Below are 22,077 nucleotides of genomic sequence, written 5' to 3'. Positions count from 1 at the left end.
TCAATTTATACTATCAGAGAAGTATTTTTTAAGTATAATCAAACGATAACCGCAAAGGGAACGTTTATGCCCAAAGGAATGCAAAAAACTAGCTGGCTGCTATATGGTTTCGCCGTTTTTTTTATTAGTTTATTTGGCTATATCTATTATACCTATGAAACCACACGTAGTGAGATCATGGCAAATATCGATAGCAAATTGCTAAATGCCGCGGTCAGTGTCAAGCATATCCTAGGTGATGACTACCATAATACAGTCAATGCTGGTCTACCTATTTCCAGTTCTACCTACAAAGAAAAGAGTCTTGCCCTTTCAGAGTACGCAAAGCAAATGCAACTTGCTTATGTGTATGCAATGGTCCTTCGCGATGACAAAGTCTACTTTAGCGCCTCAAGTTACACTCAAAAAGATCAAAACACTGGTCGTGTCACACAGTTTTTAGATGCCTACCCCGAAGCGACAGAACTTAACAAAGAAGCCTTTTATTCGACCGAACCCGTTTTTGAAATATCGCAGGATCAATGGGGGTATTTTAAAAGTATCTTTGTTACTTTTGTCGATGATAATGGCCAAACTTATATAACTGGCGCAGACATTACTATAAGTGACTTAAACCAGCAGCTTCAGCAAAGCGTTACAAGGGCGATGGTTACCAGTAGCTTTTTCTTCTTTATTGCATTACTTATAGCAGGATTATATTTCTTACAGCTTAAACGCTCGCTATCAACAGACGCACGCACTGGCTTTGCTAATCATGTTGCCCTTGAATATCACATAAAGAAAACGACCAAACACCGTATGGAATTGGCGATTATCATCATCAACGAGCTTGAAGACATCAGCAGTTTTTATGGCAGTGAAGTGAGTGATAAAGTGATGGCTAACATACTTAGGTACTTTCAATCACGTATACCTCGTGATGGCGGTATTTACCGCTTAACAACCAATAAAATCGCATTATTACGTACTCATACTGATGAGCATAATATCGACGAAGTAATAAACGCTTTTAACAATGCGATCCCAGCACTGAAAGAACCGTTTATTTATGTCAGCTTATCCGCAGGTGTCGCTACAGGTAATAAATTATTACTGATAGAAAACGCCCACATAGCACTTCAGCAGGCCAAATTAAACAATCAGCGTTTAATACGCTATGAAAATGTTTTTAAACAAGTTGAAGAACAATTTAAAAGTAACGTTTTCCTTGCTAAAGAAGTCAAAGAAGCCTTCGATAACAATCGCATAGTACCTTATTTTCAAGCTATTTATAACAACCAAAGTAAGGCCGTAGATCATTATCAATGCCTTGCCAGAATGGTAAGTTCAACTGGTCGTATTCACGCACCTGATTACTTTATGATGGTACTAAAGCGCTCACGCATGGATGGCCCCTTGAGACGTACTATATTTACTCGTTGTATTGAGCAATTTAGGAAAACCAATGTACGCTGGAGTATCAACATTACCGCACAGGATATCCTTGACCCAAGCTTGAGCGAGTTTTTTGAATTACAGCTAAGGCGTTATCCGCAACCCCATAATATTATCTTTCAATTCCATGAACGCGATGCGATTGCTTACTTTGGTGAAATAAAAACCTTTATTAGCACTTTAAAGAATAAAGGTGCTCAGGTTTTTATTAATGAATTTGGCGCAGGCTTTTCAAACTTACCTCACATTAGGAAGCTTGAGATCGATGGCTTGAAATTAGATAAAGGATTGGTAAGCCAAATTCATACTAATAAAGATAACTATCTGTTTATTGAAAACTTGGTGAAATACGCTCAGCAACTAAAATTAGATGTAATCGCTGAGCAAGTTGATAACGAACAAATAGCAGACGCGCTTGCTCGTGCAGGTGTTACTTTAATGCAAGGGAGTCATTTTGCACCGCCAACTCCCTATATTCATTAAAGGTTGATCACCAAGCGGTGGCTTTGTTGACCACTGGCCCAATATTTACGTTCGAATGGGGTAATTGCAGTATCGCTTTCATACAGCTCAACATCGCACTTATGCCCTGCAAGCTCTAATGAGCGAGCAAACTCTTTTACGTATATATCCCAATTGCTTCTGAGCTCTAAGCGGCCGCCTAATTTAACGATGTACGGAAAAATTGCAGCGCCGTGCCAGCGTCTTTGCAAGTGCTTTGCTTTTGGCCAAGGATTTGGATACAACAGGTAATGATGACTAGGTTGCCAGTTTGCAGCCACCGCCAAGCGCCAGAAATCGTTTAAATCAGCTTGCACTAAAATGTACTGCCCCGCATCTGTTTGCTTGTATTCGATATCATGCTTATCTAGACGATGTGATGATTTATCAATGCCAATCACTAACGCATCTGGGTGGCGCTTTGCTAAGTTTGCGGTGCTTTCACCTACCCCACAACAGGAATCAAGAATAATAGGCCCTGCAAACGCTTGCACCTTTTCGTTTACCTGATCAAAAGCCGCTTGCGTATGCTCTGCAATCGGCTTTTTAAATTCAGCACTTAAGTGCTTTAAAACAATTTCGTCTAGCTTTTCATGTAAGCCAGGTTGATTCGATACAATACTTCTCGAATTTGCATCCGTCATTAGTGTCTAAGCCCCACACCACGTTTAATAAGGGTTAATGCTAAGGTAAATAACCCCACAATAAATAAACCAAGTACACCAAATGCTACCGATAAGTCGACATCAGACACACCTAAGAAGCCATATCTAAATGCATTCACCATATAAATAATTGGGTTTACTTGCGATACGCCTTGCCAAAATTCTGGCAACAAGGTGATAGAGTAAAACACCCCACCTAGATAAGTCAGCGGCGTTAAAATAAAGGTCGGGATAATACTAATATCATCAAAGCTATTAGCATAAATAGCATTGATAAGTCCGCCTAATGCAAACACAGCCGACGTTAAAATAACCGTAGCCATAATCACAAAAATATTATGAATTTGAATATCAACAAATAGCAAAGAGACACAGGTAACAATTAAACCAACCAGCATGCCTCGTGTCATACCACCGCCCATGTAGCCAAGTACAATGATGTAGTTTGGCACTGGTGCAACTAAAAGCTCTTCAATGCTTTTTTGAAATTTAGTCGAATAAAAACTCGAGGCAACATTCGAGTAAGAGTTGGTGATCACCGACATCATAATCAGACCCGGGACAATAAACTCCATATAAGTAAAGCCACCCATATCACCGATACGAGAACCAATCAGATTACCAAAAATCACAAAATACAGGCTCATCGTGATTGCCGGCGGAACTAAGGTTTGCACCCAAATACGTAAAAAGCGAATACACTCTTTGATCCAAATACTTTTTAGCGCTACTCCATATTTAAACATTATTCGCCTCGCCCTTGTTCTAATAACCCTACAAACAGCTCTTCTAAACGGTTTGCTTTATTTCGCATACTCAGCACTGTGTTACCTTGCTCGCTCAAGGCACTAAATACTTGGTTTAAGCCCTGAGACTTCGCCACTTCAACTTCTAAAGTGTGGTCGTCAGTCAGTGTGTATTTGTAACCGTCGATGCTAATTGGCTGCACAGGTTGCTTTAAATCCAGTACAAAGGTTTCTTTATCAAGCTTGGCAAGTAACGCTTTAATGGTGGTGTTTTCAACAATCACACCGCTGTCGATAATCGCGATGTTTTTACATAACAGCTCAGCCTCTTCAAGGTAATGGGTAGTCAAGATGATGGTCACACCTTGCTTATTTATCTCGCGAAGAAAATCCCACATAGAGCGGCGTAGCTCAATATCAACACCGGCTGTTGGTTCATCTAAAATAAGCAATTTAGGTTCATGCATCAGTGCACGAGCAATCATTAAACGACGCTTCATACCACCTGAAAGGGTGCGCGCTTGTTTATCTTTTTTCTCAAATAAGCCTAGCTGCTTTAAGTATTTTTCAGCACGCTCATGCGCCAGCTTTCTTGGTACACCGTAATAGCCTGCTTGGTTAACTAAGATTTGATTTAGTGTTTCAAACTGACTGAAATTAAATTCTTGCGGTACTAAGCCAAGTTCTGACTTAGCTGCTTCAAGGTCTGTATCAATGTCGTGACCAAATACCTGTACTCGACCGGCACTTTTATTCACTAACGATGAGATAACACCAATAGTGGTTGATTTACCTGCCCCGTTTGGTCCAAGTAAGGCAAAGAAGTCGCCTTGCTGAACTTGTAAATCAATGCCTTTTACGGCTTCAACACCATTTTTATAAACCTTTTTTAGGCCTTCAATATTTAATGCGATCGTTTTTTCGCTCACTGTTTGCCCTCTCCATAACCCCAACGTTTCGTCAAAGTATGTTCAATGTTTAAATGATCTAAAATTCGCGCCACCATAAAATCAACCAAATCGGAAATCTGCTCTGGTTGATGATAAAAGCCCGGTGCCGCAGGCATAATAGTTACGCCTAGTCGTGCTAGCTTCAGCATGTTTTCAAGGTGGATTTCGCTAAATGGCGTTTCACGCGGGACTAAAATCAGCTGCCCACGCTCTTTAATGACCACGTCAGCGGCGCGTTCGAGTAAGTTATCTGATGCCCCGACCGCAATTGCAGATACTGAACCTGCACTACACGGGCATACCACCATTTTTTTCGGCGCAGCAGAGCCAGATGCAACAGGGCTAAACCAGTTGTCTTTACCAAATACTTTAAGTTGCTCAGGAGCGGCATTAAAAAGTGTACTCAGTTGCTCTGTCGCTTTGTCTTCATTACCCGAAAGTTTGATATTCGATTCTGTATCAAAGACCACTCTTGCCGCACTTGAAATCAATACATACACCTGAAACTGCTGTTCAAGTAATACTTCTAATAATCGTAAGCCATAAGGAGCCCCAGAGGCACCGCTAAAAGCTAACGTTATTTTATCTTTAAATTGCATACAGTTAAGCTCCGTATACTGGTTAGTTTTGTTCAAGAGCAGTGATTAAACGCTGATGAATACCTTCAAAACCACCATTACTCATAATTAAAATATGTTGTGACGGCGCACTGTTGCCAACAACCTGAGTAATGATTTCCTCAGTGCTTTTCATGCAATGCATACCTGCTTTGTCTGCATATTCTTTCAGCGACCAGCTTAAATTTTCTGGCTCAAATAAATACACATCATCTGCTGCATCGAGTGAATCAATTAAGGTTTGTTGATGCACGCCCATTTTCATAGTGTTTGAACGAGGCTCTAAAATAGCAACTATCTTATCAGTGCCTACTTTTGCACGTAGCCCTGCTAAGGTCGTTTTAATTGCTGTTGGATGATGGGCAAAGTCGTCATACACTTTTATTGAGTTAATGTCGGCTTTCAGCTCCATACGACGCTTAGGAGAGATAAACTCAGCTAAGCCTGCAATACTGACTGATACCGCGATGCCTACGTGTCTGGCTGCTGCAATGGCCATTATGGCATTTTTGACATTGTGCTCGCCCATGGCTTGCCAGCTGACAACACCTTGTACTTGTGAATCTAGTAGCACTTCAAATTCACTACCATCAGCTTTAAGTAAGCGGTAATCCCAATCACCTAACAGTGTTTCGCTTTCGCTCCAAAGGCCACGTTCAATCACATCTTGTAGTGCTTCGTCTTGGCTTGGCCAAATTACTTTGCCACTACAGGGTAATGTACGCATCAAATGATGAAATTGTTTCTTTATCGCGTTTAAATCTTCAAAAATATCAGCATGATCAAATTCAAGATTATTCAGAATTAAGGTACGCGGTAAGTAGTGTACAAATTTACTGCGTTTATCGAAAAACGCCGTGTCGTATTCGTCGGCTTCAATAACAAAAAATGGTGTTTCGCCAACACGAGCAGAGACACCAAAGTTTTGCACGATACCACCAATCAAAAAGCCCGGTGTCATTCCAGCGTATTCAAGTAACCATGCTAGCATACTAGCAGTGGTTGTTTTGCCGTGTGTGCCTGCTACAGCCAACACCCACGAATTTTGCAGTAAATTATGCTTTAACCATTCTGGGCCAGAAGTATAAGGTAAGCCTTTATCAAGTACGTACTCAACGCAAGGATTGCCCCGACTCATAGCATTACCAATTACCACCATATCTGGCGCAGGTTCTAGTTGGGCAACGTCATATCCTTGAGTGAGCTTTATACCTAGCTCTTCTAATTGTGTGCTCATCGGCGGGTACACATTTTGATCAGAGCCTGTCACTGTGTGACCTAACGATTTAGCGATTGCGGCAATACCACCCATAAAGGTGCCACAAATTCCAAGAATATGAATATGCATCTACTGTCCTGAGCAAAATGAATAAGAGATAAGTAAGGCGCTATAATGCCAAATATAAGCTTTACTTACCATTACTACACGGCATTAGACTTTTGCCAAATAGCCAACATAAAAAAACACCTCAACGTGAGGTGTTTTTAAATTAAGTTTAAAGCCTGTTTACAGCATTAAGAATGCAAACAAACCAACACCTAATAGTAAGCGATAGATAACAAATGGCATCATGCCCATGCGCTCAATCACTTTTAAGAAAAAGAAAATACACGCATACGCAGATATAAAAGATAAGCCAGCGCCTAGTAAAATTGCATTCCAATCAATCGCCTCACCTGCAGTAGCCAACTGATACACATAATATGAACCTGCTGCAGCAATAACTGGAATTGACATTAAAAATGAAAAACGCGCAGCACTTTGTTTGTTTAGGCCCAGCATTAAACCCACTGTAATAGTAATACCTGAACGGGATGTACCAGGGAATACCATAGCAAGCACTTGTGAAAAGCCCAGCAATAGCGCACTAAAAAAGTTTACTTGGTAAATATTTTTAACTTGCTTTGCTTTAGCATCGGCATACCAAAGTAGCAAACCAAATACGATGGTTGAGGTGGCAATAACCCATGCATTACGCGAGTAGCTCTCTACAAAATCTTTGAATAAGTAACCAATTAATAATGCAGGAATAGTCGCAACAATAATCCACCAGCCTAAACGACTATCATCGGTTGCACCTTGTGCACCAAACGACTTAAACCAAGCACCAAGAATATCGACCACTTCTTTTCTAAAGTACAATACAACTGCACCTAAGGTTCCAACGTGAACAGCCACATCAAATGCTAAGCCTTGATCGTGCCAACCTAAAACTTGTGAGGGTAAAATTAAATGCGCTGAGCTCGAAATAGGTAAAAACTCAGTCAATCCTTGGATCAGGGCTAAAACAATTATCTCAATAATACTCATGGGTTAGAAAACTCCACCTTCCATAGTTTTTGTTGGGGGTTGTTATAATTCTTCCATAACTCAGCCAAAGTTAGCTTAGCTACGGGGTGATAAAAATCAGGCGCTATTTCAGCAAGAGGCTGTAATACAAACGCATTTTTGGTTATTTCATCCCGCGGTAATTGCGCAGGTGTTTCACAGATAATGTCATCATAAAACAATAAATCGAGATCTAATGTGCGCGGGCTAAACTTTTTATCTTCACGGGTGCGGCCATTATCAAGTTCAATTTTTTTCAGTAATTTACATAGTTCAGCTAATGGCATATCTGTTTTTGCTGCAACAACTGAATTATAAAAATTACTACCTGCAAACCCCACCGCTTCACTTTCGTATACTGATGAATGAATAAAATCAGGAAAGTAAGCTTTCAGCGCGATAAGCGCCTGTCGAAGATAGTGCTCTTTATTGACATTAGAACCTAGGCTTATAAAAATTTGCGCCATCTCTAATTTGCCTTACATCGGGTGATCTCAACTCCAACAGTTTGCGCTTGTGGCACTGCGGCTGGTTTACTCACGCGAATAGTGACTTGGCTGGTCGCAAACTCAGCTAAAATAATGGCAGCTAATTGCTCAACTAAAGTTTCTAGTAACTCAACAGGTTTTGCCGTTGTGTGCTCAATCACTCGCTCACTCACTTTGGCATAATCAAGAGCCAAATTTATATCATCTGTCGCCGCTGCGGCAGAAATATCACATAACATTTCGATATCAAAATACAGGCTTTGTTTACTTTCTTTTTCAAAATCATACACGCCAATGATGGTGTCTACGTGCAGTTGTGATATATATACCTTGTCCATTGATACTCCAAGCGACATAAATATTAAAAACAATACTCAGCCTTAACGCTTATTAATTTTAATAATGCGCTATATAAGCTGTCATACTGTTTTAATATGTAAAAATTACCCCTACAATAACGAATAGATGCATTGCATAGGGTGCTTACATCCGACTCGACGAGAGTGGCAAATGGTTTTGCCGCCAATGATAGCCCAAAAGTGCAGATTAAAAAATAAGGAAGCGCGTGTTAGAAGTTTTAATGTTAGTTTTGGCTTACATACTAGGTTCGGTCTCTTCCGCTATCCTTGTATCTCGGCTGTTTAAACTACCAGACCCACGCAGTCATGGATCGAATAACCCGGGTGCTACAAATGTTTATCGCCTTGGTGGTAAAGTCCCCGCTGTTTTAGTTCTTGTCTTTGATATTTTAAAAGGAACCATTCCTGTTTGGGGTGCTTACTTTTTAAAGATAGAGCCACTAATGTTAGGTTTAATTGGTGTAGCTGCTTGTTTGGGCCATATGTATCCACTGTTTTTTAGCTTTAAAGGTGGTAAAGCCGTCGCGACCGCTTTTGGCACGTTATTACCCATTGGTTTATCGCTAGGGGGGATGTTGATTACAACTTGGCTTTTAATTGTTGCTATCACGCGTTACTCATCTCTCGCGGCACTGGTTACGGTCTCATTAGCGCCTATTTATACTTGGTGGATAAAACCTTTGTATACTCTGCCAGTTACCTTTTTAACCGTACTGATAATTTTCCGCCACAGAGCAAACATTACTCGCTTGATGGCTGGGGAAGAACCTAAAGTAGGGGCTAAGAAGAAAGCCCCAGAGCAGGAATAGTGATGTAAATTAAAGCGCTTCGAGTGAATCAATAGGCCAGCGCGGCTTAGTTTTCATATCAAGGCTAGCAAACTGCCCTGCCTTTAAGCGCTGCATACCAGCGTAAGCAATCATTGCACCGTTATCTGTACAAAACTCTGTGCGCGGGTAATACACACGCCCTTTCATGCCTTGCATTACTCGTTCAAGTTGCGCACGCAATTGCACGTTTGCACTCACACCACCGGCGATCACTAAACGTTTGATACCGGTTTGCTTTAATGCACGTTTGCATTTAATAATTAAGGTATCAATTACCGCTGTTTGGAATGCATGAGCTATATCAGCTTTGGTTTGCTCATCATCATCGCTATCACGAATAGCAAGCGATGCCGCCGTTTTTAAACCACTAAAACTAAAATCTAAGCCGGGTTTATCAGTCATCGGACGTGGAAATACAAAACGCTTAGGCGTACCCTGCTCCGCAAGTTTTGCTAAACGTGGGCCACCAGGGTAATCAAGACCTAATAACTTCGCGGTTTTATCGAATGCTTCACCAGCCGCGTCATCAACTGACTCTCCCAGCACTTCGTATTCACCAATGCCAGATACTTTTACCATCATAGTATGGCCGCCAGACACCAGTAGTGCGATAAACGGAAATTCCGGTTTGTCCTCTTCAAGCATTGGCGCAAGTAGGTGACCTTCCATATGATGTACAGCAACAGCAGGAATATTCCAACCATAGGCCAATGAGCGACCAATAGAAGTTCCCACCAGAAGTGCACCAACAAGTCCAGGGCCTGCGGTGTATGCAATGCCATCTAAGTCTTCAGGACCACAACCCGCTTGTGCAAAGGCTGCATCAATCAAAGGTAAGGTTTTACGTACGTGATCGCGTGAAGCAAGCTCAGGAACCACACCGCCATAATCAGCATGTACTTTTACTTGGCTATACAGTTGATGTGCTAATAAGCCTTGTTCATCATCATAAATGGCAATACCCGTTTCATCACATGATGATTCAATACCTAAAATTCGCATCAATTACTCCGCCAAGAAAAAACAAATGCGTATTTTACAGTGAAAATACGCATTACTGAATATTAAATTGCAATACCAATATTGGTTTGACCGTCAGATACCGCAAGTTGCTTAAGCTCTTTTACGTTCTCTGAGGTAATTCGGCCCATTTGCTCTACAAAATCAATAAGCTCTGCAAGCACATCAATTTCATACTGCATTAAAGGGTGTTCACGAACAGCTTTGTTATCAGCAATTTCACCATCCACTGTTAGTTGATATTCAATGAAACGAGCCACTGAAGCCTGTGAAATTTTACTAATATTTAAAAACTCTTGTTCATCTTTGGCTATCAAACCGTGCAGCATGCCAAGCAAAGCTGTCGCAGTATCGATTGCAGGATAGGTGCCAAACATGTCAAAGTCAGTAAGCTCTGGCACGTTTGGCTCAATTTTCTCAATTTGCTTTTCTAGGCTGATTTTACTTTTTGGCAGTAAGATTTTTTCCCAGCAAACACTCAATGCGCTACGAAAAACCGCGGCATCACCGAACCCTGTTGCTTCACTAAATAAGCTATAATTAGGCAACATACGCTCAAGTAATGCGCCACCTAATACCGCTTTTTGCAAATAGTTTAATTCTCTAATACGTTGAAAATTATTCGCTTTCGTCATTCTTTACAGTCCCACAAGACCAACATATTTCAAATGTTGCTCCGTTAAGCTCATGACATTTTGGGCATACCCAGTCAGGAGCCGATTGTTTTAATTGCCGGTAGTTTAGCAATATTTCTTGCGCCTGGCGCTCTTTTAATGCGTAAACAAGTATATCGACCCCTGTTTGTTCAAATGGGATCTCCCCAAGCGCCCCTTGCAAAAGCTCACCTTGCAGTTGCGATTCGATCCCTTTACTTTTTAAAAGCCCTTTAATAATGTTTGCCTCTAAGCCATTTTCAGCCTGAAACACTTTTACCCAAGTGAATGGGTCCTGCTTCGCAGGTTGATTTAAATTACTGTTTTGCAAATCACTTCCCTTTTACTTTTCTATCTTTAAATCCTAAACTACGCTAGCAACTAACTTCGCTGCAATGCTTATTTCAAGGTAGCCACATGACTTTAACAACACCGGGATTGTTATTCCCAGCAATTTCTTTACTGTTACTTGCTTACACCAACCGTTTTTTGGTGCTTGCTCAGCTTATTCGAGAGCTTAATGCGCGTGAAGGGGAAAGTATCCGCCCATTAGTTGTTGCACAGATAACCAATTTAAGAAAACGCATTAAATTAATTCGCGTAATGCAAGTTTATGGTGTTGCCTCTTTTTTAATGTGTACCTTATCAATGTTTGCATTATTTATAGAATTTAATACTACTGGAATCATTTTATTTGGCATCAGCCTCGCGTGCTTAGCCTTGTCGCTTCTCACCTCTTTGTATGAGATCCACATTTCTTGCGATGCAATCGAGATTGAATTGAAAAATATCGAAAAAAAACCTCTTTCAGATAAGGCAGAGTAAAATTCACCCTCTATACTTATTGTATGAGATACAACAATAAGTGGTGCTTTTGTGGATGATTTTTTATTTTCTGAAGAATCCTTAGAAGAAAATAATGTAGGTACGGAAGAGGCTGAATACTGGCATATTCTTGTTGTTGATGATGAAGAAGATATTCATCAAGTTACGAAACTAGTATTAGCTGGGTTCACTTTTGAAAATAAAGCGCTTCGCTTTTATCATGCCTATTCTGCTGCTGAAGCGAGAGAGCTTTTAGGTAAAGGTACTCCATTTTCAGTGGCGCTTGTTGATGTGGTAATGGAAACAAACCACGCAGGCCTCGATCTCATTCAATACATCCGCGATGAAATAGAAAACCATGATATACGTTTAATACTGCGTACAGGTCAGCCTGGGGAAGCCCCTGAAGAAGCCATCATTCGTGATTACGATATCAATGATTACAAAAATAAAACTGAGCTCACCGCGATAAAAATGAAAACTTTGCTCTATTCAGCGCTACGTTCACATCGTGATATTCAGATTATTGATCATCATAAACATGGCCTCGAACAAATTATCAATGCCTCAGCCAATTTCCTGAAATGTGATAGTGTGCAAGAGTTTGCCTCCACAATTTTAAACCATGTTACTAACGTAATGGGGATAAGTGACAGAGAAATATATTGTGCCGCTGCGGTTAACCTGCAATCATCGCCAGCTAATGACTTTCAATTACTTGCCGCTTCAGGTGTTGAGCCAACTCCATGTAAAAATAAAATTCCTGAGGATGTAAAAAACTTATTTATTGATGCACATGAAAGAAAATCGTCTTTAAAAAACAGCACAGATTACATTGGCTACTTTCCAACAAAAGCAGGCCTTGAAACTATGTTGTATGTCAATAAAGGTTCAAAACTGCAAAATACAGACTATCAACTGCTAGAATTTTACGCCAATAATATCGCACTTGCTTATGACAACTTAAAGCTTAGAGAAATGGTCAAAGAGTCACAAAAAGAGTTGTCGTATATTCTTGGCGAAGCAGTCGAAAAGCGCTCAAAGGAAACTGGCTCACATGTTAAACGTGTCGCTTTGTACAGTGAGTTACTCGCAAAATTATATGGCTTGGATTCGTTCCGCTGTGAAATCATTAAACTGGCTTCACCATTACATGATATTGGTAAAATTAGTATTCCAGACAAGATTCTAAATAAGCCTGGTAAACTCACTGATGAAGAATGGGAAATAATGAAAACTCATGCCGAAACTGGCTATGAAATACTAAAAAACTCAACAAACGAAATATTAAACTGTGGGGCCTTAATTTCCTACCAACACCATGAAAAATGGGATGGAACTGGTTATCCACAAGGACTAATTGGTGATAATATCGATATTGTTGGTCGAATTACTGCAATTGCAGATGTATTTGACGCACTTTGCAGTGACCGATGCTACAAAAAAGCATGGCCACTCGATGATGCTCTCTCATTGATAAAAGAGCAACGTGGGAAACATTTTGATCCAATTTTAGTCGATCAGCTACTTGAAAATTTAGCGCTTTTCTTAGAAATTAAGGAACGTTATCCTGATTGATGTAACTTTTCTGTAAAACAAGTACTTCCCAATACGGGTACAATACTTTACTATGCCTCTCGTGATGTAAAATTGTACCGCCTGGATGTAGGGCTTACTTATAACAAGGGACTATTAAAGTGAGATTTGAACAACTTGAACAATTCGTAGCATTAGGCGTGCTAAGGCATTTCCGCCAAGCTGCAGAGAAAACTCAAATAAGCACTTCTGCATTAACTAGAAGTATTCAAACACTTGAAGATGAAATTGGTTATGAGCTAGTTACTCGCTCTACTCGCTCAGTAAAGTTAACCAAAGAAGGTGAGCTTTTCCTAGAGTATGCAAAACAAACTCTCGACAATCTTGAAGAAACCAAGAAGCATTTATTTGAATCATTAAACGGCTGCGCAAGTGAAAAACTGATTATTGGCTACACCAACAAAGCGAGCACGGTTGTGCCTGTTTCTTGCGGTCAGTTTTTAGCGCAGTACCCTCATGTGAAAATCGAGATGCAGTTACAAGAGCAAAGTGAACTAGTACGTAAACTGCAATTAGGTGAAATTGATATCAGTGTATGTTCGCAAGCGATGAACAGCATTGGCAGCGATATACATTTACCTGATCAACTAATCATTTTCGTGGCTAAAAATCACCCGCTTGCAAATAAAAGTGACATTAGTAAACGCGACTTAGCTGACTACCCTATGTACAGCTGTTTTTCACAGTCAAAACAAGTGCAATCTATGCTAAACGATGCAATTGATTCTTTTGATAAAACATCAAGCATCAAAGTAGGCAGTATTGAACAAGTTATGGATGGTCTGAAAAAATCAAACCATATCGCGATTGCCAGCATTGAGCATGCTAATAGTGTGTCATCTGATCCGGAGTTACTATTATTAAAAACTAATAAAGGTATCGCACACGACCAGCTGATAATCCAAACAAACCAACAAATCAATGAGAATTCTCACGTTAGCCACTTACTCGATCTCATTGAAAAAACGGCCCTTTCAAGCCAAAACTAAAAGCTATTTTATATGCTGCTAGCCTGTAGTTAATCAGGCTAGCCAACCCCCCTCTATTTCTTCATTTTTTACTGCATAAAAAGCGTGCATAACACAATTTTTCATATACACTTACGCACCTTTTTTTGATTGTGCATATGAATGACCGCACCGCTTATTACCGACACATACTTAGATGCTATTGAACGTACTGGTTATGCTGTTGTTGAAAACGCGATTAATGAAAGCTTAATTGCTGATTTAATTGCCGATTGCTATCGCATTAATCCGCATTTTAATACCGCAGGTATTGGCCGATTAAACGACCAACAAATAGATAAAACTGTGCGTAAAGATAAAACCTTTTGGTTTGATAGCTCAAGCCAAGCACAAATTACTTATCTGGCGACCATGGAAGCAATAAAGACACAGTTAAACCGTGGCTTTTATTTAGGCTTATTTGACTATGAATGCCATTATGCAAAGTATCAACAAGGTGACTTTTATAAAAAGCACTATGATGCCTTCAAAGGCCGTTCTAATCGCATTTTTACAACGGTTTGTTACTTAAATACGCCAGAATCTGGCGGTGAATTGGTGATCTACAAACCAAAGAGTAAAGAGATTGAAATAGTCATTAAACCTCAAGCGGGCTTATTGGTGATGTTTGAAAGCGAACGCTTTATGCATGAAGTATTACCCGCAAACGATGTACGCTACTCAATTGCGGGTTGGTTCAGAAAAAATGCCTCAATCAGCGGTACTATCGACCCACCAAGATAATTAAAAGGACAGTGGCAAGGATGCTGCTAAACCGATAAAAATCACTAACCCCACATAGTGATTATTCAAAAATGCTTTGAAGCAAGGCTCTCGCTCTCGTTTATGAATAAGCGTTTGTTGATAAAGTAAAAAACCAACCGCTGTAGCTAAGCCCAGCCAATATGGCAAGCCAAGGTGATGACTCATACCTATGTAAGCAAGAATCGCAATAAATAAGGCATTGAGCAAAAAGATGATATGCCTGTCATAGCTGGCAAACAAGATTGCCGTTGATTTAACGCCAATCTTTAAGTCATCATCTCTATCAACCATGGCATACATGGTGTCATAAGCCACAGTCCAAACAAGATTCGCGATAAATAGGAGCCAGGCTTCTAATGGTACTGAGCCAATTGATGCCATATAGGCCATTGGAATAGCCCAACTGAATGCCGCGCCAAGTACAACTTGCGGCAGCTGGGTGTAACGCTTCATAAATGGATAACAAAACGCCAATGCTAAGGCACCAAACGACAATAATATCGTTGACCATCCAAGTGTTAACACTAAACCAAACGCCATCACAATGAGCAGTACAAATAAGCTCAGAGCTTCACCACTTGATACTAAACCTGCTGCCAGCGGTCGCTGAGCTGTGCGCTTAACTGAGCCATCGATTTTACGATCGGCAAAGTCATTTATTACACAGCCAGCACTGCGCATCACAAAGACACCCAAACTAAATACCACAAAATTTAATAGGCTCGGCGTGCCAAGCTCAGCAAGCCACAACGCCCAATAAGTTGGCCATAATAGCAACAAGGTACCAATAGGCTTATCGGTACGCATTAACTGTTTATAGTAAGGTATATGTGCGACCTTAAGTGCAGCTAGCTTCATAGGTAAATATACGCTCCAGGTAAGAATACTTCAGCCACGAGAAAGTGAGCATTAGATAAGCTAAAAACACTGCGCCTTCCCCACAATGCTTGTGAAGAGTAGCCTATTTCAGCTGTTAAAGCTTGAATACCGTGCTGCTGTGAAAACTCAGCAACTTCTATTTCAGTGCGCGATAAGTTTGGGTCTTGAAAAATAACATCGCCCAGCGGCCTTGTCCCCATACTTAGTAACTGCTGCTTTTTTAATGTATCATCTGCCGGCAACCAGCTTTGTGCATAAACCATTGGTTTACCATCGCATAGTAGTAACACTTCGCGATTTAATGCCTGACTTAAAGAGGTATTGAGTAATGCTTGTTGCTCGCGGGTTAAGTCAAAAGGTGCTTCGTTTAAAACTTTAACTGAAAAGACCTGACAGTGACTTTTAAGCTTAGCTGTTAATGACCCAGCTTCAAGCAACCAACTTTGCTGTTGTTGCGTCAAATCTGGAAATGCTGAAGCAGGCTGCCAATTTGCAGCTAATGAAACTGGGAATGTGATCACAACGACTCATTATTTTTAAAAACCGTGCAAATGATATCACTGCTGCACGTTTGGCAAAAGTCATGATTTAATCTCAAGCTGGGTTAAAAAACGCAGAACAGCCTGTATCTTAAGTGAATTTGGGTATAGACTAAAAATCATTGAAAGGGTGGAATATTCTTAACTATGAAAAAATCATTGTTATCAATTTACTTGATAAGCATGCTACTTGTTACTGCAACAAGTTGGTCTGTTCGCGCTGAATCAAATGTTGGCTACTTTGGTTTTGAGCCTGACATCATCACTAACTACATAGGTCAAGGTAATAAAAAACTTGGCTATGTTCGTATTACGGTGGATCTCATGCTCAATGATCTATCTGATATCGCAATCGTAGAACATCACACTCCACTATTGCGTGATGCGATTGTTGAAATACTCTCAAAAGAGCCTGAAGAAAACATTAAATCGCTTACCGGCCGCGAAGAAATAAGAAAGCGCTGCACCGAAAAGCTAAAAGCACTACTAAAACAAGAAACAGGACAAGAGATTGTCCGAGAAGTGTTATTTACTAAGTATTTATATCATTAATTGTAAGATGGCGGCATTAGCCGCCATTTTTATTTACGCGATTATTTGCGTGAAAGCAGCTTGTCTGACACGGCATAAGCCATACCAGCCAATAACCCCGCTAAATGCGCCCAGTTCGCCATACTCACAGGCAACATATCTACAAAGCCTAGAATAAGCCATACCAGCATAAAACCGACAATGCTATTACTTACTAGTGGCGGCTCTGTTGGCCTCATTACGCTGTAGATCCAACAAAAACCCAGTAAACCATACACAACGCCGCTTAGACCACCAAAGTTAGGCCCAACTACTAAAAACTGTGCCCAATTACTAATGAATGCCGTCACTAAAAATAAACCCACTAAGGTTAATTTGCCACTGCGTTTTTCTATATCGTTACCCAGCGTCATCCACCAGATCAAATTAAAAATAAGATGAATAGCGCTAAAATGCACAATGGCAGGTGTAAACCAAGTTAGTGGCTGTGCAGGGTTGAACTGCAACATACTGTAAATAGTTTCAAAACCACCTAATAAGAAGGCAATAAATATAGCTATCGAGACTAGAGTAACTGTACGGTTTAGCCAGCTTAATGCCTTAAAGCGAGCTTTTAAATTAAGGGATTGCCCTTGATATGACAGAGGCGATTGTGTACTGCCTACCTGCCATGAAGCTTGTTGGTATTTTTCGTCATGAGGGTTAGCAGCAAACTCCTGCCAAAGAGATTGGGCTTGATGAAAGTGCTCTGGAGCAACACAAATAATCACAGTTTGTCCATCTTGCGAGCGCAGCTCTCCATGTAAGCCCTTACTTTTTATGTAATCTATAAAGCCTTGTGCGGCGCGAGGATTATTTATGCTACCCAACTCAATCATCGTTCAATATGCTCCGGAAGTTGCGCTTGCCAAGCTGTAAAGCCACCATCCATGCTGTATACGTCTTCAAACCCCTGCTCAACTAAATAGCTAGCAGCACCTTGAGAGCTCACACCATGATAACAAACGATGATGATTGGCTGATCAAACTCTTTATGCATCATAAAATCGCTGATGTTAGCATTTGATAAATGCTCAGCACCTGGGATATGACCCGTTTGAAATGAGTTAGGATCGCGAATATCAGCAATCACAACCTCTTCTTTCTCTAACAGCGCAAACGTTTCGCTCACTGAAATATGTTTATACGACATAGTACTCTCTAAACTAAAAAGGCGGCCAAAGCCGCCTTATCAAATTACTCGGTATTAATCCCAGTTGAGGATTACTTTACCTGATTGGCCTGAAATCATTGTATCAAAGCCTGCTTGGAAGTCATCCACGGAGAACTGGTGAGTGATAATTGGTTTCAGATCAAGGCCTGACTGAATTAGACTCGCCATCTTGTACCAAGTTTCAAACATTTCACGGCCATAAATCCCTTTAATGATTAGACCTTTGAAAATAACCTGGTTCCAATCAACCGCCATATCTGAAGGTGGAATACCTAACATGGCAATTTTACCACCGTGATTCATGTTGTTTAGCATGCTGTTAAATGCTACTGGCACACCTGACATTTCAAGACCAATATCAAAGCCTTCAGTCATGCCAAGCTCTTTCATTACATCTTCAAGCTTTTCAGTTGCTACGTTTACAGCACGAGTCGCGCCCATTTTACGCGCTAAATCTAGACGGTATTCGTTCACATCGGTGATAACCACATGACGTGCACCCACGTGTTTGGCAACAGCAGCTGCCATGATACCAATTGGGCCAGCACCTGTGATTAATACGTCTTCACCGACTAAGTCAAACGACAACGCTGTGTGTACTGCATTACCGAATGGGTCAAAGATTGATGCTAGTTCATCAGGAATGTTATCTGGAATTTTAAATGCGTTGAAAGCTGGGATCACAAGGTATTCAGCAAATGCACCTTCACGGTTTACACCAACACCTGTTGTATTACGACATAAATGCACACGACCAGCGCGACAGTTACGACAGTGACCACAGGTAATATGGCCTTCGCCAGAAACACGGTCACCCACTTGGAAACCACGTACTTCCTGACCCATATCAACCACTTCACCTACATATTCGTGGCCAACAACCATTGGCGTAGGAATTGTATTTTGTGCCCACTCATCCCATTTATAAATATGGACATCTGTTCCACAAATTGCTGTTTTGCGGATTTTAATAAGCAGATCGTTATGGCCAACTTCAGGTTTTGGCGCATCAGTCATCCAGATCCCTGGTTCTGCTTTTAATTTAGATAATGCTTTCATGATTTTTACTCAATTAAACAAAACCGAAGCAAAAGCTTCGGTTTAGGAAATAAAATTAGATAACGCCCATTTCTTTACCAATACGGGTAAAGGCAGCAATAGCGGTATCTAATTGCTCTTTTGTATGCGCCGCAGAAATTTGCGTACGGATACGTGCTTGGCCTTTAGGTACTACTGGGAATGAGAAACCTGTTACGTAAATACCTTCTGCAAGTAATTTGTCAGCCATGGCTGAGGCAACTTTAGCATCGCCTAACATGACAGGGATAATCGCGTGGTCTTTACCTGCACAGGTAAACCCTGCAGCTTCCATTTGTTCACGGAAATACTTTGCGTTATCCCAAAGCTTAGCGCGTAACTCGCCGCCATTGCTTAGCATCTCAAGTACTTTAATTGATGCAGTAACAATTGATGGTGCAAGTGAGTTTGAGAAAAGATAAGGACGAGAACGCTGGCGTAACCACTCAACAATTTCTTTTTTACCTGATGTGTAACCGCCTGATGCGCCACCAAGTGCTTTACCAAGAGTACCCGTGATGATATCAACACGGTCTAGTACACCGCAGTACTCCGGCGTACCTTTACCATTTTCACCAACAAAACCAACAGCGTGAGAGTCATCAACCATCACTAATGCATCGTATTTATCGGCAAGATCACAAACCGCTTCAAGGTTACAAATAACGCCGTCCATTGAGAAAACGCCGTCAGTAGCGATTAACTTAGTTTTAGCGCCCGCTTCATCAGCAGCAATAAGTTGCTTTTCAAGGTCACTCATGTCGTTATTTGCATAGCGGAAACGCTTTGCTTTACAAAGACGTACACCATCAATGATCGAAGCATGGTTTAGTGCATCAGAGATAATCGCATCATCTGGACCTAGAATTGTTTCGAATAAACCTGCGTTTGCATCAAAGCATGATGAGTAAAGAATGGTGTCTTCTGTTTCTAAGAACTCAGAGATCTTTTGCTCTAAAGTTTTATGGATATCTTGAGTACCACAAATAAAGCGCACAGACGCTACACCAAAACCGTGATCATCAAGGCCTTGTTGAGCAGCTTTAATTAACGCTGGGCTATTTGCTAAGCCAAGGTAGTTATTAGCGCAAAAGTTAATAACCTTATCACCAGAGGCAACTTCAATTTGAGCCTGTTGCTGCGACGTGATAACACGTTCGCTTTTGTATAAGCCCTCAGCTTTCACTTCATCAATTTGCTGCTGCAACTGATTAAAAAACGCAGATGCTCTCATCTGTAATCTCCACATATTCTTGTACCTAATCAGAAATGATTAGCATGAATTTAAATTTTGCACCTATTGTAAAAGCTTAGACGAACAATTGCACTGTTTGCAGTTCGTCGCAAACCCTCAACTGGTGTGGGTTTGTGAACTTAAACTGGTCTTACCTCATAAATTATAAATATAAATTGGGTAAATCAGCTAAAGATTCACAAACAATATCGGCATGTTGTTCTGTTGACTCAGCATAACTCTGCCCTGAACGAACTAAAACTCGGGTAGCGATGTTAGCTCTTTCAGCAGCAATAAGGTCGCCAAGCTTATCACCGACCATAATACTTTGTGATGGGTCGATTTGATGCTCATCGATGGCTTGTAACAGCATACCCGGAGCAGGCTTGCGACAATTACATTCTTGCAAATAGGCAGGCTCTGCTTTGCTTGGATGATGCGGACAAAAATAGACATCAAGAATAGTAACGCCGTTACTTAAAAACTCGCCCTTCATCCACTCTGTGAGGTTGGAAAAATCTTGTTCTGAATAATAACCACGGCCAATACCCGACTGGTTAGTTACCACCACAATTTTATAACCAGCATCAGCAAAAGCTTTGCACGCCTCGAATACACCGGGTACAAATTCAAAATCTTCTGGTTTGTATACATAGCCATGATCAATATTGACCACACCATCACGGTCTAAAAATAAAACTTTGCTCATGACAATTGCTCTTTATCTACCACGTGGTCAAACATCGAAATCACCTTTTCTACACTTATTTGCGCCATTAAATCAGCCCCTTTAACGCGTGTTCCCCAAGGTAGCTGTTGCGCTGTTTTGCCTGTTTGTTCACGTAAGTTTTGGTGATAAACCTCAACAACATACTCTTGATACAAATAAGGTCCTGTGCGTTTTGGGTTTGAGTGGGCATACAAACCAATAACAGGTGTTCCTACCGTTACAGCCATGTGCGCAGGCCCTGTATCTGGAGCTAACACTAACGCCGCACGTTTCAAAACACATAACAGTTCTTTTAGTTGAGTTTTCCCTACTAAGTTAAGCACAGGTGCCGAACTATGCGCGATAATTTGCTCGGCAAGTTCAATCTCTAAAGGGGTTGGGCCGCCAGTAATAACCACCGAAAAGCCTTGTTGATGAGCATGTTCTGCAAGTGCAGCATAACGCTCAGGTAACCAATTTCGCTCTTTTTTACTTGCCGCAGGCGAGATAACAAAAATACGCCCAGCTAAACGTTCTTCACCTAATAGCGCATCGGCTGCTTGTTGATGCTGCTCAGTAATTGGCATTTGCCATTGAGGTTTGTAATCAGGGATGCCAATTGCTTGAGCAAAGCCTTTAAAACCTTCTAATACATGCGCCTCTGATTGCGGGGCAATACGCTTATTAATAAACAAACTATGCAACTCTTTTGAGCGTGCCCAATCAAACCCCACTTTGATCTTTGCAGGAATACAACGGGCTGCTAAATTCGCTCTGAGTGCGACTTGCATATGTAATAGCACATCAAATTTACGCCCCTTGAACGTGTCTTTAAGTTGTTGATAAGCCTGTTTGCCCTGCTTTTTATCGAACACAACAAACTCAACACCTGGTAAATCGGCCAGTAACATAGCCTCAACTTTACCAATCACCCAGGTAATTTTTGCCTTCGGATGTGCCTTTTGAATTGCTTGCACTGCTGATACGGCATGACATACATCACCAATAGCCGAAAGCCTTAAAATACAAATATCTGAATAGGAGGTTGGTTGAGTCACGTGCGCCCTTAGCTACAGCAAATAATATGCGATCTTAAATTAACTTGATGCT

26 protein-coding genes are annotated in these 22,077 nt (G+C 40.9%); 7 read left to right on the top strand and 19 right to left on the bottom strand.

Going from position 1 to position 22,077, the window contains the following annotated elements; genetic code table 11:
• The first annotated feature begins 66 nt into the window (after nt 1-66).
• Nucleotides 67-1,917, top strand: coding sequence for a GGDEF domain-containing protein (locus IMPJCBKJ_RS12210; protein ID WP_138599663.1), 1,851 nt, complete (start codon nt 67-69; stop codon nt 1,915-1,917).
• Here the strand turns inward: IMPJCBKJ_RS12210 and IMPJCBKJ_RS12205 are convergent.
• The 8 genes from IMPJCBKJ_RS12205 to folB all read right to left on the bottom strand — a co-directional run bounded on the left by IMPJCBKJ_RS12205 (nt 1,914) and on the right by folB (nt 8,068).
• The gene (locus IMPJCBKJ_RS12205) at nt 1,914-2,579 is read right to left on the bottom strand and encodes an SAM-dependent methyltransferase (protein ID WP_166340579.1); all 666 of its coding nucleotides are present in this window, start codon (nt 2,577-2,579) and stop codon (nt 1,914-1,916) included. The genes IMPJCBKJ_RS12210 and IMPJCBKJ_RS12205 overlap by 4 nt on opposite strands.
• Entirely contained in the window at nt 2,579-3,346 is a 768-nt protein-coding gene (locus IMPJCBKJ_RS12200) for an ABC transporter permease (RefSeq protein WP_054551083.1), read from the bottom strand. Before IMPJCBKJ_RS12200 ends, IMPJCBKJ_RS12205 begins: the two co-directional genes overlap by 1 nt.
• Nucleotides 3,346-4,275 (bottom strand): ABC transporter ATP-binding protein, encoded by a 930-nt coding sequence (locus IMPJCBKJ_RS12195; protein ID WP_166340578.1) that lies wholly within the window; start codon nt 4,273-4,275, stop codon nt 3,346-3,348. The genes IMPJCBKJ_RS12200 and IMPJCBKJ_RS12195 overlap by 1 nt, the downstream gene beginning before the upstream one ends.
• Complete coding sequence (locus IMPJCBKJ_RS12190; RefSeq protein WP_054551081.1) at nt 4,272-4,895, bottom strand: flavin prenyltransferase UbiX; 624 nt, start codon at nt 4,893-4,895, stop codon at nt 4,272-4,274. Before IMPJCBKJ_RS12190 ends, IMPJCBKJ_RS12195 begins: the two co-directional genes overlap by 4 nt.
• 22 nt (nt 4,896-4,917) lie before the next feature.
• Nucleotides 4,918-6,261, bottom strand: coding sequence for a UDP-N-acetylmuramate:L-alanyl-gamma-D-glutamyl-meso-diaminopimelate ligase (gene mpl, locus IMPJCBKJ_RS12185; protein WP_054551080.1), 1,344 nt, complete (start codon nt 6,259-6,261; stop codon nt 4,918-4,920).
• Nucleotides 6,262-6,420: 159 nt separating this feature from the next.
• Complete coding sequence (locus IMPJCBKJ_RS12180) at nt 6,421-7,224, bottom strand: undecaprenyl-diphosphate phosphatase (protein WP_166340553.1); 804 nt, start codon at nt 7,222-7,224, stop codon at nt 6,421-6,423.
• Nucleotides 7,221-7,709 (bottom strand): 2-amino-4-hydroxy-6-hydroxymethyldihydropteridine diphosphokinase, encoded by a 489-nt coding sequence (folK, locus tag IMPJCBKJ_RS12175; RefSeq protein WP_138599659.1) that lies wholly within the window; start codon nt 7,707-7,709, stop codon nt 7,221-7,223. The genes IMPJCBKJ_RS12180 and folK overlap by 4 nt, the downstream gene beginning before the upstream one ends.
• Nucleotides 7,710-7,711: 2 nt before the next feature.
• Complete coding sequence (gene folB, locus IMPJCBKJ_RS12170; protein ID WP_138599658.1) at nt 7,712-8,068, bottom strand: dihydroneopterin aldolase; 357 nt, start codon at nt 8,066-8,068, stop codon at nt 7,712-7,714.
• Between the two features lie 227 nt (nt 8,069-8,295).
• Between folB and plsY the strand changes: the two genes are divergently transcribed.
• Nucleotides 8,296-8,898, top strand: coding sequence for a glycerol-3-phosphate 1-O-acyltransferase PlsY (plsY, locus tag IMPJCBKJ_RS12165; protein WP_082389157.1), 603 nt, complete (start codon nt 8,296-8,298; stop codon nt 8,896-8,898).
• 9 nt (nt 8,899-8,907) lie between these two features.
• Here the strand turns inward: plsY and tsaD are convergent, their stop codons facing one another.
• From tsaD to IMPJCBKJ_RS12150, 3 genes are all read right to left on the bottom strand, one after another.
• Nucleotides 8,908-9,921, bottom strand: a complete 1,014-nt coding sequence (tsaD, locus tag IMPJCBKJ_RS12160) for a tRNA (adenosine(37)-N6)-threonylcarbamoyltransferase complex transferase subunit TsaD (RefSeq protein ID WP_054551076.1) — start codon at nt 9,919-9,921, stop codon at nt 8,908-8,910.
• Between the two features lie 62 nt (nt 9,922-9,983).
• Complete coding sequence (locus IMPJCBKJ_RS12155) at nt 9,984-10,574, bottom strand: YjaG family protein (protein WP_054551075.1); 591 nt, start codon at nt 10,572-10,574, stop codon at nt 9,984-9,986.
• Nucleotides 10,558-10,923, bottom strand: coding sequence for a DUF2007 domain-containing protein (locus tag IMPJCBKJ_RS12150; protein ID WP_054551074.1), 366 nt, complete (start codon nt 10,921-10,923; stop codon nt 10,558-10,560). Before IMPJCBKJ_RS12150 ends, IMPJCBKJ_RS12155 begins: the two co-directional genes overlap by 17 nt.
• 86 nt (nt 10,924-11,009) lie before the next feature.
• Between IMPJCBKJ_RS12150 and IMPJCBKJ_RS12145 the strand changes: the two genes are divergently transcribed.
• The 4 genes from IMPJCBKJ_RS12145 to IMPJCBKJ_RS12130 all read left to right on the top strand — a co-directional run bounded on the left by IMPJCBKJ_RS12145 (nt 11,010) and on the right by IMPJCBKJ_RS12130 (nt 14,764).
• Nucleotides 11,010-11,417, top strand: a complete 408-nt coding sequence (locus IMPJCBKJ_RS12145) for a DUF2721 domain-containing protein (protein ID WP_054551073.1) — start codon at nt 11,010-11,012, stop codon at nt 11,415-11,417.
• Between the two features lie 51 nt (nt 11,418-11,468).
• Complete coding sequence (locus IMPJCBKJ_RS12140; protein WP_054551072.1) at nt 11,469-12,995, top strand: response regulator; 1,527 nt, start codon at nt 11,469-11,471, stop codon at nt 12,993-12,995.
• 119 nt (nt 12,996-13,114) lie between these two features.
• Nucleotides 13,115-14,002, top strand: coding sequence for a LysR family transcriptional regulator (locus tag IMPJCBKJ_RS12135; protein WP_166340551.1), 888 nt, complete (start codon nt 13,115-13,117; stop codon nt 14,000-14,002).
• A gap of 141 nt (nt 14,003-14,143) precedes the next feature.
• Nucleotides 14,144-14,764 (top strand): 2OG-Fe(II) oxygenase, encoded by a 621-nt coding sequence (locus IMPJCBKJ_RS12130; RefSeq protein WP_166340549.1) that lies wholly within the window; start codon nt 14,144-14,146, stop codon nt 14,762-14,764.
• On the opposite strand, the gene ubiA is transcribed toward IMPJCBKJ_RS12130, so the two are convergent.
• Nucleotides 14,765-15,643 carry a 4-hydroxybenzoate octaprenyltransferase gene (gene ubiA, locus IMPJCBKJ_RS12125; protein WP_166340547.1) on the bottom strand — a complete coding sequence of 293 codons (879 nt, stop codon included), beginning with the start codon at nt 15,641-15,643 and terminating at the stop codon, nt 14,765-14,767.
• Nucleotides 15,640-16,185 carry a chorismate lyase gene (locus IMPJCBKJ_RS12120; protein WP_166340545.1) on the bottom strand — a complete coding sequence of 182 codons (546 nt, stop codon included), beginning with the start codon at nt 16,183-16,185 and terminating at the stop codon, nt 15,640-15,642. The genes ubiA and IMPJCBKJ_RS12120 overlap by 4 nt, the downstream gene beginning before the upstream one ends.
• Before the next feature lie 165 nt (nt 16,186-16,350).
• Here IMPJCBKJ_RS12120 and IMPJCBKJ_RS12115 point away from each other — a divergent pair, with 165 nt between their 5' ends.
• Nucleotides 16,351-16,755, top strand: coding sequence for a flagellar basal body-associated protein FliL (locus IMPJCBKJ_RS12115; protein ID WP_054551067.1), 405 nt, complete (start codon nt 16,351-16,353; stop codon nt 16,753-16,755).
• 41 nt (nt 16,756-16,796) lie between these two features.
• Here the strand turns inward: IMPJCBKJ_RS12115 and glpG are convergent, their stop codons facing one another.
• From glpG to IMPJCBKJ_RS12085, 6 genes are all read right to left on the bottom strand, one after another.
• On the bottom strand, nt 16,797-17,612 hold the full coding sequence (gene glpG, locus IMPJCBKJ_RS12110) for a rhomboid family intramembrane serine protease GlpG (RefSeq protein ID WP_054551066.1): 816 nt from the start codon (nt 17,610-17,612) through the stop codon (nt 16,797-16,799).
• Nucleotides 17,609-17,926, bottom strand: a complete 318-nt coding sequence (gene glpE, locus IMPJCBKJ_RS12105; RefSeq protein ID WP_166340543.1) for a thiosulfate sulfurtransferase GlpE — start codon at nt 17,924-17,926, stop codon at nt 17,609-17,611. Before glpE ends, glpG begins: the two co-directional genes overlap by 4 nt.
• 54 nt (nt 17,927-17,980) lie before the next feature.
• Complete coding sequence (tdh, locus tag IMPJCBKJ_RS12100) at nt 17,981-19,006, bottom strand: L-threonine 3-dehydrogenase (protein ID WP_054551064.1); 1,026 nt, start codon at nt 19,004-19,006, stop codon at nt 17,981-17,983.
• Nucleotides 19,007-19,061: 55 nt separating this feature from the next.
• On the bottom strand, nt 19,062-20,258 hold the full coding sequence (locus tag IMPJCBKJ_RS12095) for a glycine C-acetyltransferase (RefSeq protein ID WP_054551063.1): 1,197 nt from the start codon (nt 20,256-20,258) through the stop codon (nt 19,062-19,064).
• A gap of 163 nt (nt 20,259-20,421) precedes the next feature.
• The gene (gene gmhB / locus IMPJCBKJ_RS12090; protein ID WP_166340541.1) at nt 20,422-20,967 is read right to left on the bottom strand and encodes a D-glycero-beta-D-manno-heptose 1,7-bisphosphate 7-phosphatase; all 546 of its coding nucleotides are present in this window, start codon (nt 20,965-20,967) and stop codon (nt 20,422-20,424) included.
• A complete protein-coding gene (locus IMPJCBKJ_RS12085) occupies nt 20,964-22,025 on the bottom strand; it encodes a glycosyltransferase family 9 protein (RefSeq protein WP_166340539.1) in 1,062 nt (353 codons plus the stop codon). Before IMPJCBKJ_RS12085 ends, gmhB begins: the two co-directional genes overlap by 4 nt.
• Nucleotides 22,026-22,077 lie beyond the last annotated feature (52 nt).

The sequence above is a fragment of the Pseudoalteromonas sp. MB47 genome, assembly GCF_011319765.1.
Taxonomy (GTDB): Bacteria; Pseudomonadota; Gammaproteobacteria; order Enterobacterales; family Alteromonadaceae; genus Pseudoalteromonas; species Pseudoalteromonas simplex.
The sequence above is the reverse complement of the archived record's forward strand: the minus strand, read 5'-3'. Positions and strand labels throughout refer to the sequence as shown.